Raw genomic sequence first — 14,019 nt, forward strand, 5'->3', positions numbered from 1 at the left:
GCCCCTGATCAGCTCACGGCCCGGGCGCGGACGTCGACGCGGCCCCCTGGTCCGCTCCGTCCGCGACTCGTACGTACGCGGTCCCCGGCGCACCCGTGAGACGGCGTAGGAGAGAAGCGAGACCTGTGAGTGCTGCGACGACGCGAAGCCGTACCCCCGACCGCCTGTGCGCCGAAGCGGTCGACCTCGCCAGGGAGGCGGCCGAGGAGGCCGCCGCGCCCGGCGTGGTCGGAGAGCACGTCTCGGTGGTGGCCGAGGGTGACCGGGTCGTCACACACCTCTTCGAGTGCAAGGAGCCGGGGTACCGGGGCTGGCGCTGGGCGGTGACGGTCGCGCGGGCCTCCCGCGCGAAGCTGGTCACCCTCGACGAGACGGTCCTGCTGCCCGGACCCGACGCGCTCCAGGCGCCCGAATGGGTGCCGTGGAGCGAGCGGCTGCGTCCGGGTGACATGGGGCCCGGCGACCTGCTGCCCACCGAGGCGGACGACCTGCGCCTGGAGCCCGGCTACAGCGGGGAGGACGCCCCGCCGCCGAACTCCGCCGTCTCCGAGGAGATGGCCGAGCGGGTCGAGGCGGAGGACGCCGAGCTGGTGTCCCGGCCCGGCACCTCGCGCGGCTCGATCGCGGCGGTGGCCGAGGAGCTCGGCATGCGCCGGGCGCGGGTCCTGTCGCGGTACGGGCTGCACGCGGCGGCGGACCGCTGGGACGAGTCGTTCGGCGCGAAGACCCCGATGGCCCAAGCCGCGCCCGCGTCCTGCGTGTCGTGCGCCTTCCTGGTCCCGCTGGCCGGGTCCCTGCGGCAGGCCTTCGGCGTCTGCGCGAACGAGTTCGGCCCGGCGGACGGGCACGTCGTGTCCCTCTCCTACGGCTGCGGCGGCCACTCGGAGGCCGCGGTCATGCCGAAGCCGCCGCGGCCGTCGGCGCCGGTGCTGGACACGCTGGGGGCGGACGCGTTGGCCTTGCGGCCGGCCGGGGACGGGGGGTCGGTGGAGGCGGCCCTGGACGACGCGGCGGAAGACCTGGGCCACTCGTAGCCCCCCCGTCCCTGCACCCCGCTGCGCGTTAGTCCGCGGCCCGTGGCGGGCTGGTCGCGCAGTTCCCCGCGCCCCTAGGGGGTCGGGGCCGCCCAGGAACGCAGCTCAGCCACAGGCCTAGGAGGGCGGGCCGGCCGAAGACCCCAGCTCAGCCACCGCCCTTCAGGGGCGCGGGGCCAGCCGGAGTACTCAGCTCAGCCCCCGAGCCTTTAGGGGCGCGGGGAACTGCGCGAGAAGCGGCCACGACCCGCAGACGAAAGAGGGCTTAGGGGCGCGGGGAACGGCGCGAGCAACCGCCCACTCAGCCGCAGACAAGGACCGGGCCGAACAGGGGCGCGGGGAACTGCGCGAGCAACCACCCACTCACCCGCAGACAAAGCCCGGGCCCAAGCAGGGGCGCCTGCGCGTCCAGCGGGCCCGGGGCCGGGCCACGGGGGCCCGGGGCGGAGCCACGGGGGGTGTGGGGACGCGGTACCTTCGGGATCAGGGCATGGTGCCGTGGACGCAAGAAGCGGAGTGCACGCGTGATCGTGAAGGCGACGGCGGTCGAAGGGTCCGACCCCTTCGGAACCGCGCGGCTACGGCGCGGCGTGGTGGACGCCTGGGCCACCGCCCCCACCCGCTTCCGGGAGGACGCCAACGCCGAAGAGGACCTCGCCCTCGGCGGCTACCGCGACCGCCTCGTCGTCGAACTCGCCCAGAACGCCGCCGACGCCGCCGCCCGGGCAGGCGTACCCGGACGGCTCAGGCTCACCCTGCACCCCGGCGCCCCCGGCGAGCAGCCCGTCCTCGCCGCCGCCAACACCGGCGCCCCCCTGGACGCCACCGGCGTCGAGTCGCTCTCCACCCTCCGCGCCTCCGCCAAGCGCCGCGACGCCGGCACCGCCGTGGGCCGGTTCGGCGTCGGGTTCGCCGCCGTCCTCGCCGTCAGCGACGAGCCCGCCGTCGTCGGCCGCACCGGCGGCGTCCGCTGGTCGCTGGCCGAGGCCCGCGACCTCGCCGCCGAGGCCGCCCGCTTCAGCCCCGGCCTCGGCGACGAACTGCGCCGCCGCGACGGCCACGTACCCCTGCTGCGGCTCCCGCTGCCCGCCGAGGGCCGCGCGCCCGACGGATACGACACCGTCGTCGTGCTGCCGCTGCGCGACGAGCCCGCCGAGGACCTCGTCCGCAGGCTGCTGGCCGCCGTCGACGACGCCCTGCTGCTCACCCTGCCCGGCCTCGTCGAGGTCGTGATCGAGACCCCGGACGGCTCGCGCGTACTGCGCCGCTCCGAGCACGACGGATACGTCCACGTCGACGACACCCGCGACGGGGTCAACCGCTGGCGGGTCGTCAGCGACGGGGGCGCGCTCGACGCCGGACTCCTCGCCGACCGGCCCGTCGAGGAACGGCTGCGGCCCCACTGGTCGGTCACCTGGGCCGTCCCCGTGGACCTGGACGGCGCCCCCCAGCGGCCCCGTACCGCCTCCGTCGTGCACGCCCCCACCCCCACCGACGAGCCCCTCGGCCTGCCCGCCCTGCTCATCGCGTCGCTGCCGCTGGACACCGCCCGGCGCCACCCGGCCCCGGGCCCGCTCACCGACTTCCTGGTGGAGCGCGCCGCCGAGGCGTACGCGCGGCTGCTCGGCGACTGGGAGCCCGTCTCCACCGGCACCGTCGACCTCGTCCCCGGCCCGCTCGGGCGCGGCGAGCTGGACGGGGCGCTGCGCGCGGCGATCCTGGAGCGGCTGCCCCGGGTCGCCTTCCTCCCCCCGGCCGTGCCCTCCGAAGAGCTGCCCGCGCTGCGCCCGTTCGAGGCCGAGGTGGTCGAGGGGGCGGGCGCCGACACCGTGAAGGTGCTGGCCGAGGTGCTGCCCACGCTGCTGCCGGCCGGCCTCGAGCGCCGGGCCGAGCTGCGTACGCTCGGCGTCGGCCGCCTTCCGCTCGGGGACGCCATCGAGCGCATCGGCGGCGCCGAGCGCGCGCCCGGCTGGTGGTACCGGCTGTACGAGACCCTCGCCGGGGTGGACCCCGACCGGCTCTCCGGGCTCCCGGTTCCGCTGAGCGACGGGCGTACGGCCATCGGCCCCCGCCAGATCCTGCTGCCGCTGCCCGACACCCCCGCCGACCTCGCCCGCCTGGGCCTGAAGGTCGCGCACGCGGACGCCGCGCACCCTCTCCTGGAGAAGCTCGGCGCCCTCCCGGCCACACCCCGGGCCGTCCTGACGACCCCCCAGGTACGGGCCGCCGTCGCCGCCTCCCTCGACAGCGGCGAGATCTGGGACGAGGACGCGCTCGACGCCGACGAACTCGCCGAGACCGTACTGGCCTTGGTGCGCGACGCGGCCCTGGAGCCCGGCGACGAGCCGTGGCTCGGCGCGCTCGCCCTGCCCGACGAGGACGGCGAACTCGCCCCCGCCGGTGAACTCGTGCTGCCCGGCAGCCCCTTCGCCGCCGTCATCCGCCCCGGCGAGCTCGCCGAGGTGGACGGCGAACTGGCCGAGCGCTGGGGCGAGCAGCCGCTCGCCGCGTGCGGGGTGATGGCCACGTTCGCGCTGGTCCGCGCTACCGACGTGGTCCTCGACCCGGACGAACTGGAGCCCCGCGAGGGCGACTTCGCCGAGCCCGACGACGCCGGGCTGCTCGACGCGGTCGACGTGTGGTGCGAGGACGTCCTCGACCGGCTGCCGCACACGCCCGTACCCCCGGTGGCGACCGAGATCGTGGCCGTGCGCGACCTCGACCTCGTCGACGACGACGCCTGGCCGCAGGCCCTCGCCCTGCTGGCCCGGCCGCCGCTGCGGGACGCGCTGACCCAGCCCGTACGGATCCTGCTGCCGGACGGCACGACGGAGACGGTCCGCCCGTACACGGCGTGGTGGCTGCGCGGCCACCCCGTCCTGGGCGGGCGCCGCCCGGCGGGCCTGCGCGCGGCCGGGTCCGACCCGCTGCTCTCCGGTCTGTACGAGTCGGCCGACGCGACCGGGTTCGACGACGCGCAGGTGCTGCGGGCCCTGGGCGTACGTACGTCGGTGGCGGCGCTGCTCGACGAGCCCGGCGGCGCGGCCGAGCTGCTCGCCCGCCTCGCGGACCCGTCCCGGCCCGTCTCGGACGCCCAACTGCACGCCCTGTACACGGCCTTGGCCGACCTCGACCCCGAGCAGGTGACGCTCCCCGACGAGCTGCGGGCCGTGGTGGACGGGGAGGTACGGGTGGTGGACGCGGCGGAGGCGGTGGTCGCGGACGCGCCGGATCTGCTGCCGCTGGCGTCCGGGGTGCCGCTGCTGCCGGTCGCTCCGGCGCGGGCGCCCGAGCTCGCGGAGCTGCTCCAGGTGCGGGGCCTTGCCGAGGTCGCCTCGGCGGAGGTCACGACGGCCGGGACCGAGCGCGCGGTCCCGTCGGCGGTCCGCGTCCTGCTCGGCCCCTCGGCGCCGTCCTCGTACGTGGAGCACGAGGAGTTGCTGGCGGGCGGGGTGGAGCTGGACTGGCGGGCGGCCGACGGGGTGGTGCACGCGGCGACGCTGGAGGGGGTGGCGGCGGGGCTCGCGTGGGCGGCGGGGCAGTGGCCTCGGCGGTTCGAGGTGGCGGCGCTCCTCGAGGACCCGTCGCGCACGCCCGAACTGTCCCGAGCCCGCTGGTTCGACTAGGGATTGCCCCCCACCCCACCCCTCCCCTAAACCCTCCGGGGGCGAGCCGCCCCCCGCTGCGCGTTCGTCTGCGGGCCGGTGGCCGGTTGCTCGCGCAGTTCCCCGCGCCCCTTAGGTAGTACACCCGCAGCCGGAAACCCAGCTCAGCCACAGACTTTTAGGGGCGCGGGGCCAGCCGGAGTACTCAGCTCAGCCCCGAGCCTTCAGGGGCGCGGGGAACGGCGCGAGAAGCGACCACGACCCGCAGACGAGAGCGGGGTTAGGGGCGCGGGGAACTGCGCGGGCAACCCGCCACTCAGCCGCAGACGAAGGCCGGGCCAAAGAGGGGCGCGGGGAACTGCGCGAGCAGCCACCCACTCAGCCGCAGACAAAGGCCGGGCAACCGCTACGTCGGCCAGCGGCGGCCCACCCACCTCCAGGCCAGTTCCAGCAGCCCCGCCCCCACCACAGCGACCCCCACCGCCGCCCACGGCAACGTCGTCCCCGCCAGTTTCAGCGCGAAGAACTTCTGGAGCCAGGGGACCGCCAGGACCAGGAGGAACGCCGCGCCCATGGACAGGACCAGGGCGATCCGCCACCACGTGTACGGGCGGGCGATGATCGCCAGGACCCACATCGAGACCAGGAACAGCGTCAGCGTCGCCGCGCTGGTCTCCGCCTCCCGCGCCCCGGGCCCCTCGTAGTAGTGCCGCGCCAGCAAGTACGTCGCGAACGTCGTCACCGCCGCGATCGCCCCGCCGGGAATCGCGTACCGCATCACCCGCCGTACGAAATGCGGCTTCGCCCGCTCGGTGTTGGGCGCCAGCGCCAGGAAGAAGGCCGGGACGCCGATCGTCAGCGTGGAGAGCAGCGTCAGGTGGCGCGGCAGGAACAGGTACTCCACCTGCGTGCACACCACCAGCAGCGCGAGCAGCACCGAGTACACCGTCTTGACCAGGAACAGCGTCGCCACCCGGGTGATGTTGCCGATCACCCGGCGCCCCTCCGCCACCACCGACGGCAGCGTCGCGAAGCTGTTGTTGAGGAGGACGATCTGGGCCACCGCCCGCGTCGCCTCCGAGCCCGAACCCATCGAGACGCCGATGTCCGCGTCCTTCAGCGCCAGGACGTCGTTGACGCCGTCCCCCGTCATCGCCACCGTGTGGCCCCGCGACTGGAGCGCCGCCACCATGTCCCGCTTCTGCTGCGGCGTGACCCGGCCGAACACCGCGTTGTCGTCCAGGACCGACGCCATCTCCGCCTGGTCGCCGGGCAGTTTCCGCGCGTCCACCGTCCGGGAGGCGCCCGGCAGCCCCAGCTTCCCCGCCACCGCGCCCACCGACACGGCGTTGTCACCGGAGATGACCTTCGCGTGGACGTCCTGCTCCTCGAAGTAGCGCAGGGTGTCACCCGCGTCGGGGCGCAGCCGCTGCTCCAGCACCACCAGCGCCGTGGCCCGCGCGTCCGACGCCACCTGCGGGTCGTCCAGCTCGCGCCGGGCCCGGGCGAGCAGCAGGACCCGCAGACCCTGTTCGTTGAGGCCGTCGATCTCCGCCAGCGAGGGGTCCCCGGACGGCAGCAGCACGTCCGGCGCGCCCAGCAGCCACGTCGAGTTCTCCCCGTCGCCCTCGCTGAACGCCGCCCCGCTGTACTTGCGCGCCGAGGAGAACGGCAGCGACTCCCGGCACCGCCACTCCTCGCTGTCCGGATACGCGTCGATGATCGCCTGGAGGGACGCGTTCGGCCGCGGGTCGGACTCGCCGAGCGCGCCGAGCACCTTGCGTATGTACGCCTCGTCCGCGCCCCCCAGCGGCCGCAGCTCCGTGACGTCCATCCCGCCCTCGGTGAGCGTGCCCGTCTTGTCGAGGCAGACGACGTCCACGCGCGCCAGGCCCTCGATCGCCGGGAGCTCCTGCACCAGGCACTGCTTGCGGCCGAGCCGGATCACCCCGATCGCGAAGGCGACCGAGGTCAGGAGCACCAGGCCCTCGGGGATCATGGGGACGATTCCGCCCACCGTGTACGCGACCGACTCCTTGAAGTTGTCGTCCTTGACCACCAGTTGGCTGATGACCAGCCCGATCGAGGTCGGGACCATCAGCCAGGTCACGTACTTGAGGATCATCGAGATGCCGGAGCGCAGCTCGGAGTGGACCAGCGTGAACCGGCTGGCCTCCTCCGCGAGCTGCGCCGCGTACGCCTCGCGCCCGACCTTCGTCGCGGTGAAGGCGCCGCCGCCGGCGACCACGAACGAGCCCGACATCATCTTGTCGCCGGGCTTCTTCAGTACGGGGTCGGCCTCGCCGGTCAGCAGTGACTCGTCGACCTCCAGGCCGTCGCTCTCCACCACCTCGCCGTCGACCACGACCTTGTCGCCCGGCCCGAGCTCCACCAGGTCGCCGAGGACGATCTCGGAGGTGGAGATCTCGGCGGCCACCCCGTCGCGCCGGACGGTCGGCTTGGCCTCGCCGATGACCGCGAGGCTGTCCAGGGTCTTCTTGGCACGCAGCTCCTGGATGATGCCGATACCGGTGTTGGCGATGATCACGAAGCCGAAGAGGCTGTCCTGGAGCGGCGCCACGAAGAGCATGATCAGCCACAGCACGCCGATGATCGCGTTGAAGCGGGTGAAGACGTTGGCGCGGACGATCTCCGCGGTGGAGCGGCTGCTGCGTACCGGTACGTCGTTGACCTCGCCCCGGGCCACCCGTTCGGCGACCTCGGCGGCGCTCAGACCGCTCGCCCGGCCGGACGCCTCGGAGGGCGGCACGGGGTGGACGGGGTCGAGTTCCGCCCCGGCGTCGATATTGGCGCGCTGCGTCATGATTTCGACGGTACGGGGGGAATTCCCGCTTCACCTGCCGGGAAGGCCGAACATCAGACCTTGGGAGGAGACGAATGGTCCTGCGGCGGTATGCCGGGACGGAACGGCTCCTACCGGCTGGCGGCCGCCTCCCGCGCCGCCGCGTGCCGCTTGAGGGCCGCGTCGCGCCCGCGTACGTACCAGATGCCGATCAGGCCGAGGCCGCCGCCGGCCAGGCACGTCCACACCCACCACAGATGGCCGTGGTCGTCGAACCAGCCGTAGAACGGCAGCTGGACGAGGAAGAGGACGAACCAGAGGACCGTGCCGCCGGTGATGGTGGCGACGACGGGCCCTTCCAGGGGCTCCGGTGCCTCGTGCTTGGGTGTCCACTTCGCCATGCGATCAGTGTAGGGGGAGGGGGCCGGCGGCCCATGGGCACGCTCGGACCCCAGGCGCCCCTTGTGTCTACGCGCGGAGATAGCGATCTTCGCCTTATGTATTCATACTGAAACGGCTTACGGCTGACTCGTTTTGTTCGTTGAAACGTCCAAAAAAGTTCGGGAAAAGCCGCTTTTCGTATGGCGCGGCTCCCCGCAGCGCAGCAGCTCCCCGCTCCCCGCCCCGTCTCCTGACTGAGGTTCCGCATGTCCCCCTCGGCCACCGCCAAGGTCGACACTCCCCCCGCCCCGAAGCCGCCGGCCAACGTGGTGGACCGCTACTTCAAGATCTCCGAGCGGGGCTCCACCCTCGGCCGGGAGATCCGCGGCGGCTTCGCCACCTTCTTCGCGATGGCCTACATCATCGTGCTGAACCCGATCATCCTCGGCAGCGCGAAGGACATGTACGGGCACCAGCTCGACGGCGGCCAGCTGGTCACCGCCACCGTGCTGACCGCCGCGTTCACCACGCTCCTGATGGGCGTCATCGGCAACGTGCCGATCGCGCTGGCCGCCGGGCTCGGCGTCAACACCGTGGTCGCCCTCCAGCTGGCGCCCCGGATGAGCTGGCCCGACGCGATGGGCATGGTCGTCCTCGCGGGCTTCGTGGTGATGATCCTGGTCGCCACCGGGCTGCGCGAGCGGGTGATGAACGCGGTGCCGCTGGGCCTGCGCAAGGGCATCGCGATCGGCATCGGCCTGTTCATCATGCTGATCGGCCTGGTCGACTCGGGCTTCGTCTCCCGGATCCCGGACGCCGCCCACACCACCGTCCCGCTCCAGCTCGGCGGCAACGGCCATCTGCTGGGCTGGCCGGTGCTGGTCTTCATCCTCGGCGTGCTGCTGACGCTGGCCCTGCTCGTGCGCAAGGTGCCCGGCGCGATCCTCATCTCCATCGTGGCGATGACCGGCCTCGCGATGATCATCAACGCGGTGGCGACCGTCCCGTCCTGGGGCCTGACCACCCCGACCTGGCCCGGCAACCCGGTCGCCAGCCCCGACTTCGGCCTGGTCGGCAAGGTCAGCCTGTTCGGCGGCTTCGACAAGGTCGGCGTGCTGACCGGCGTCCTGTTCGTCTTCACCGTGCTGCTGTCGTGCTTCTTCGACGCCATGGGCACGATCATGGGCATCAGCGACGAGGCCGAGCTGACCGACGCCGAGGGCAACATGCCCGGCATCAACCGGGTGCTCTTCGTGGACGGCATCGCCGTCGCGGCGGGCGGCGCCTCGTCCTCCTCCGCCACCACCTGCTTCGTGGAGTCCACGGCGGGCGTCGGCGAGGGCGCCCGTACCGGCTTCGCCAACGTGGTGACCGGCGGGCTCTTCACGGTCGCGCTGTTCCTGACCCCGCTCGCCACCATGGTGCCGTCCCAGGCCGCCACCCCGGCGCTGCTGGCGGTCGGCTTCCTGATCCTGTCCGGCTCGATCCGGCAGATCGACTGGGACGACTGGACGATCGCGATCCCGGCGTTCGTGACGATGGTGATGATGCCGTTCACGTACTCCATCACCAACGGCATCGGCATGGGCTTCCTCACCTTCACGCTGCTCCGCCTGGTGGCGGGCCGCGGCCGCGAGGTGCCGGTGGCGATGTACGTCGTCTCGGCGGTGTTCGCCTTCTACTACCTGATGCCGGCGCTGGACCTCACGTAGTCACCCCTGTACGGGGCGGCGCTCGGGCAGGCCCTAGGCGGCCCCGTAGAACTTCTCCGTCTCGTCGACCGCGGCGTTGAACCGCTCGTCGAAGTCATCGCGAATGAGCGTCCGGACCACATAGTCCTGGACGCTCATTCCGCGTTTGGCGGCATGCTGCCGGAGCCGTTCGAGCAGCTCACCGTCTATCCGCAGGCTGAGCACGCTGGTCCCCATGGCACGAGGGTCGCCGCAGGCCCCGCCCCGGCGCGTCACTTTTCCGATAGCTCTCACTCATTCGGGTGATGTGTGTGGTGGTGTGTGGCGGCCGTTACGGTGCGCCGGTGGTACGTGGGCTGGTATTTAGCCAGAGTAATGAGTTATTCTAACGAACATGTCTGACCTGCCCCACGGCGACGACGCCGACGTCGCCGCCGTGAACTCCCTGCGCTCGGCGGTCATGCGCCTGAGCCGGCGCCTGAAGCACCAGCGCGTCGACGAGTCGCTGAGCCCCACCGAGATGTCGGTGCTCGGCACCCTCTTCCGCTGCGGCTCGGCCACCCCCGGCGAGCTGGCCCGCAAGGAGCACGTCCAGCCGCCGTCGATGACCCGCATCGTCGCGCTGCTGGAGGCGAAGGGCCTGGTCAGGCTGGAGCCGCACCCCGACGACCGCCGCCAGAAGGTGGTCAGCCAGACCGAAGAGGCCGAGGCGATGCTCGAAGAGAGCCGCCGCAAGCGCAACGCCTGGCTGGCTTCCCTCGCGGAAGGCCTGGACGAGGACGAGTGGGCGAAGCTGCGCGCCGCCGCACCCGTACTGGAGAAGCTCGCACACCTGTGAACTGACCGCGCATAAAAGGAGGCGAACCCCTTTGAGTACGGGATCCGGAGCAGACTCCGCCCCCGCACACAAATCCACCCACGACACCGCTGCCGCCGGCAGCACCCGGCGGGGGACGTTCTCCTCCCTCGCGATCCGCAACTACCGGCTGTTCTTCTCCGGTGCCATCGTCTCCAACATCGGCACCTGGATGGCGCGGATCACCCAGGACTGGCTGGTCCTCCAGATCACCGGCTCCTCGGTGGCGGTGGGCATCACCACCGCCATGCAGTTCCTGCCGATGCTGCTCTTCGGGCTGTACGGCGGCGTCATCGCCGACCGCTTCGCCAAGCGGAGCATCCTCTTCGTCACCCAGAGCGCGATGGGCCTGGGCGGGCTGTTCCTGGCGGCCATGACGCTCTCCGGCCACGTCCAGGTCTGGCACGTCTATCTGACGGCGTTCTTCACCGGTCTGGTGACGGTCGTCGACAACCCGACCCGCCAGTCCTTCGTCTCGGAGATGGTCGGCCCCGACCAGGTCCGCAACGCGGTCAGCCTGAACTCGGCCAACTTCCAGTCGGCCCGGCTGGTCGGCCCCGCGGTCGCGGGCGCCGTGATGGCGGCGGTGGGCCCCGGCTGGGCCTTCCTCGCCAACGGCCTCTCCTTCCTGGCGCCGCTGGCGGGCCTCGCCCTGATGCGTACGGCGGAACTGCGGCCGACCCGGCTCGCGCCGCGCGGCAAGGGCCAGCTCCGCGAGGGCCTGGACTACGTCTCCAAGCGCCCGGAGCTGATCTGGCCGATCGTCCTGGTCGGCTTCGTCGGCACCTTCGGCTTCAACTTCCCGATCTGGCTCAGCGCCTTCGCCCATGACGTCTTCCACGGCGGCTCCGGGATGTACGGCCTGTTCAACAGCCTGATGGCGATCGGCTCCCTGGTCGGCGCGCTGCTCGCGGCCCGCCGGGGCACCACGCGCCTGCGGCTGCTGGCGGGGGCGGCGGGCCTGTTCGCGGTCCTGGAGCTCGCGGCGGCGGCGGCCCCCGGCATGGCGCTGTTCGCCACGCTGCTGATCCCGGTCGGCGTGCTCGGCCTGACGGTCAACGTCACCGCGAACGCCTCGGTCCAGATGGCCACCGACCCGGAGATGCGGGGCCGGGTGATGAGCCTGTTCATGATGGTCTTCACCGGCGGCACCCCGCTGGGCGGCCCGCTCTTCGGCTGGCTCACGGACGAGTACGGCGTACGGGTCAGCCTCGCCCTGGGCGGACTGATCTGCGCGGTCGCGGCGGTCGGCGTCGGCCTGATGCTGGCGCGGGCGGCGAACCTGCGGCTCAAGGTGGACCTGCGGCGAGGCCGCCGCCACCTGGAGTTCGTGCCGAGGGTTCCCAGGGAGCAACTGGCCACGGCGGCGTGACGAGTCCTTCCCCTGGGGCAAAACTGGTCCCATGAGACTCTTCGTGGCCGTGCTGCCCCCGCCGCCCCGGCTGGCGGAAATCGGCGCGGCGGTGGACGAGTTGCACGCGCTGCCCGGCGCGGACCGCCTGCGCTGGGCGGGCCGCGACGACTGGCACCTCACCCTGGCGTTCCTGGGCGAGGTGGCCGAGCCCGTCCTCCCGGACCTGCACGACCGCCTGGCCCGGGCCGCCCACCGCACCCCGCCCTTCGCACTGCGCCTGCACGGGGGCGGCCGCTTCGGCGACAAGGTGCTGTGGGCGGGCGTGGCGGGCGGGACGGACGCCCTCCGCCTGCTGGCCGAACGGTCGGACGCGGCGGCCCGCCGCGCGGGCGTCCCGATGGAGGAGCACCGCCGCTACCACCCCCACCTCACCCTGGCCCGCAGCCGGTCGGGGGCGGACCTGCACCCTTACGTGGACGCCCTGGCGGGCTTCGAGGGCACGGCGTGGCAGACGGACGAGCTGGCCCTGGTCCGCAGCCGGCTGCCGGTCAGCGGGGTGCCCGGGGAGGCGCCCCGGTACGAGGTGGTGGGGCGGTGGGGGTTGGGGGAGTGACGAGCCGCAGCTCTCGGCGGAAGGCGACGCGGACGGTCCCGTCGGCGGGCACCATGACCACGAACCCGCGGGTACGGGTCCAGCCGTCCGGGATGAGGAACATGCGGTTGCCGGACTGGGCGAGCAGACGCACGCCTCGGTAGCGGTACTTGTACTTCTGTCCCGGGCCGTCCGCCGGCAGCGAGGTCTCCTGCACCGGCGCGGCACCGAAATAGAGCTGCTCGGCGGTGTCGACGACCAGCGTCGGCCGGTGCCAGAGATTCCGGGCCAGCTCCCGCCCGTCGTCCCTGCCAAGGGCGTTGGCGTAGGCCTTGACGGCCCAGAAGCAGCTCACGGCGATCAGCGCCACCACGAGGGCGAGGGTCTTCAGCTCGCCGGGGAAGGGGTGCCCGGTGGTCTTGAGGTGCAGGGTGCGCCCGTACACCACGAGCAGCAGGCCGCCGCCGCAGAGCAGCGGGGTGTCGAGCGGCCCGGCGGGCCACACCTGGAGACCGCCGAGCAGCCCGAGGACGAAGAGCGCACCGCCGCACACGACGAGCCCCACCCCCGCCTGTCCCACGCGGCGCACCAGGCCCGGTCGCGCGTCACCGACGGAGGAGACCCACCCCAGCCCGAGCGCTCCCACGAGCGCGGCGGTGAGCGCCACGGCCAAGGGCATGAACAGGGCCGCCGCGCTGCGCAGCAGCAGCTCCTGGGTGGACAGGCCGAGGGTGGCGATGTCGATGCCGAAGTACCCGTAGAAGGACGAGGTGTACGCGTAGCCGAAGTAGAAGAGGAGGCCGGTGAGCAGCGTGGTGGGCGCGACGAATCCGGCGACGGCCTTGAGCCAGTTGCCCCACGGGGGCCGGGCCGAGGTGGGCTGCTCCTCCATGTACGCCCTCCTGGGTCAGGTGGCGTCGAGGGAGTCGGAGGGCCCGGGCTCCGAGGGCTCCTCCTCCGGGTCCGGCGGCACGGTTTCGGCCGGGAACGGGCTGCTCCGCGGTTTGGGGTCGCCGTTCAGCGTGACGCAGGCGGTGTGGACGGGGATGAGTGGCTCGTCGGAGGTGTTCTCGAACACCCATTCGAGCGTCACGGATTCATTGTGTGAGAGCTTGACCGGCTGTGGGCCCGTCGTGGTCGTCCAGCGGCCCGTGGGGCTGCAATCGGAGACGGTCGCGGTGCCGTCGTACGGGTCGTCGGCGGTGTTGGTGAAGGTCACCCTGACGCTGGGCCAGACCCCGTCGAAGTCGGTCGAGACCCGCCCCGCCGTCTTGAAGCCGCCGCTGCCGCCGCCGTCCTCCCCGCCGTTGGTCTGCTGACCGCTCGTGCCCTCGCTCGGCTGCCCGGTCGGCTCCTGGGGCGGCGGCGTGGTGGGCGCGTCGGTCTGCGAGGTGTCGCCCGGCGGGCCGGGGTCGTCCGAGCCCGAGGAGCAGCCCGAAAGCAGCAGCCCCGCCACGAGGAGGGGGACCGGAACGAGGCGGTGTCGCCGACGTCGTACGTGATCCACCTTCGGGACGGTAACAGCGAGTCACCGCCTGTTTACGGTGGCGCGCCTTGGGGCGGCCGAACGGGGGCCCGAGGGCGTTCGTTACGCTCATACGCGTGAACCCGAAGACCAGGAACCGGATCATGGCCGGTGTGCTCGTGCTGATGTTCGTCGTGGTGGCGGTGGCGGCCGCGCGGGGCTGAGAGGCCCGAGCCCC

Annotated in this window: 12 protein-coding genes; 7 read left to right on the top strand and 5 right to left on the bottom strand. The window is 72.8% G+C overall.

Annotation, left to right across the window (positions count from 1 at the left end; translation table 11 throughout):
- Nucleotides 1-125: 125 nt before the first annotated feature.
- Both ABD236_RS33300 and ABD236_RS33305 read left to right on the top strand, forming a co-directional pair.
- The gene (locus tag ABD236_RS33300) at nt 126-1,034 is read left to right on the top strand and encodes a DUF3027 domain-containing protein (protein WP_344080850.1); all 909 of its coding nucleotides are present in this window, start codon (nt 126-128) and stop codon (nt 1,032-1,034) included.
- Between the two features lie 524 nt (nt 1,035-1,558).
- On the top strand, nt 1,559-4,660 hold the full coding sequence (locus tag ABD236_RS33305) for a sacsin N-terminal ATP-binding-like domain-containing protein (RefSeq protein ID WP_425544005.1): 3,102 nt from the start codon (nt 1,559-1,561) through the stop codon (nt 4,658-4,660).
- 385 nt (nt 4,661-5,045) lie between these two features.
- On the opposite strand, the gene ABD236_RS33310 is transcribed toward ABD236_RS33305, so the two are convergent.
- On the bottom strand, nt 5,046-7,463 hold the full coding sequence (locus tag ABD236_RS33310) for an HAD-IC family P-type ATPase (RefSeq protein ID WP_344080853.1): 2,418 nt from the start codon (nt 7,461-7,463) through the stop codon (nt 5,046-5,048).
- A gap of 110 nt (nt 7,464-7,573) precedes the next feature.
- Nucleotides 7,574-7,843, bottom strand: coding sequence for a DUF2530 domain-containing protein (locus ABD236_RS33315; protein ID WP_344080856.1), 270 nt, complete (start codon nt 7,841-7,843; stop codon nt 7,574-7,576).
- A gap of 246 nt (nt 7,844-8,089) precedes the next feature.
- Between ABD236_RS33315 and ABD236_RS33320 the strand changes: the two genes are divergently transcribed.
- The gene (locus ABD236_RS33320) at nt 8,090-9,535 is read left to right on the top strand and encodes an NCS2 family permease (protein WP_344080859.1); all 1,446 of its coding nucleotides are present in this window, start codon (nt 8,090-8,092) and stop codon (nt 9,533-9,535) included.
- 33 nt (nt 9,536-9,568) lie between these two features.
- On the opposite strand, the gene ABD236_RS33325 is transcribed toward ABD236_RS33320, so the two are convergent.
- Nucleotides 9,569-9,751 carry a ribbon-helix-helix protein, CopG family gene (locus tag ABD236_RS33325; protein WP_067164194.1) on the bottom strand — a complete coding sequence of 61 codons (183 nt, stop codon included), beginning with the start codon at nt 9,749-9,751 and terminating at the stop codon, nt 9,569-9,571.
- Nucleotides 9,752-9,908: 157 nt separating this feature from the next.
- Between ABD236_RS33325 and ABD236_RS33330 the strand changes: the two genes are divergently transcribed.
- From ABD236_RS33330 to thpR, 3 genes are read left to right on the top strand one after another with little or no spacing between them, the layout of a single operon-like run.
- Nucleotides 9,909-10,352 carry a MarR family winged helix-turn-helix transcriptional regulator gene (locus ABD236_RS33330; RefSeq protein WP_344080866.1) on the top strand — a complete coding sequence of 148 codons (444 nt, stop codon included), beginning with the start codon at nt 9,909-9,911 and terminating at the stop codon, nt 10,350-10,352.
- A 31-nt stretch (nt 10,353-10,383) separates the two neighbouring features.
- Complete coding sequence (locus ABD236_RS33335) at nt 10,384-11,742, top strand: MFS transporter (RefSeq protein ID WP_344080869.1); 1,359 nt, start codon at nt 10,384-10,386, stop codon at nt 11,740-11,742.
- A 31-nt stretch (nt 11,743-11,773) separates the two neighbouring features.
- Nucleotides 11,774-12,337 carry an RNA 2',3'-cyclic phosphodiesterase gene (gene thpR, locus ABD236_RS33340; RefSeq protein WP_344080872.1) on the top strand — a complete coding sequence of 188 codons (564 nt, stop codon included), beginning with the start codon at nt 11,774-11,776 and terminating at the stop codon, nt 12,335-12,337.
- Here the strand turns inward: thpR and ABD236_RS33345 are convergent.
- On the bottom strand, nt 12,273-13,208 hold the full coding sequence (locus ABD236_RS33345; protein ID WP_344080875.1) for a hypothetical protein: 936 nt from the start codon (nt 13,206-13,208) through the stop codon (nt 12,273-12,275). The genes thpR and ABD236_RS33345 overlap by 65 nt on opposite strands.
- Nucleotides 13,209-13,223: 15 nt before the next feature.
- Nucleotides 13,224-13,823, bottom strand: coding sequence for a hypothetical protein (locus tag ABD236_RS33350; RefSeq protein WP_344080878.1), 600 nt, complete (start codon nt 13,821-13,823; stop codon nt 13,224-13,226).
- Between the two features lie 47 nt (nt 13,824-13,870).
- Here ABD236_RS33350 and ABD236_RS33355 point away from each other — a divergent pair, with 47 nt between their 5' ends.
- Nucleotides 13,871-14,005, top strand: a complete 135-nt coding sequence (locus ABD236_RS33355; RefSeq protein WP_344080881.1) for a hypothetical protein — start codon at nt 13,871-13,873, stop codon at nt 14,003-14,005.
- The last annotated feature ends 14 nt before the right edge of the window (nt 14,006-14,019 follow it).

This window comes from Streptomyces crystallinus (assembly GCF_039521265.1).
In the GTDB taxonomy this organism is placed as follows: Bacteria; Actinomycetota; Actinomycetes; order Streptomycetales; family Streptomycetaceae; genus Streptomyces; species Streptomyces crystallinus.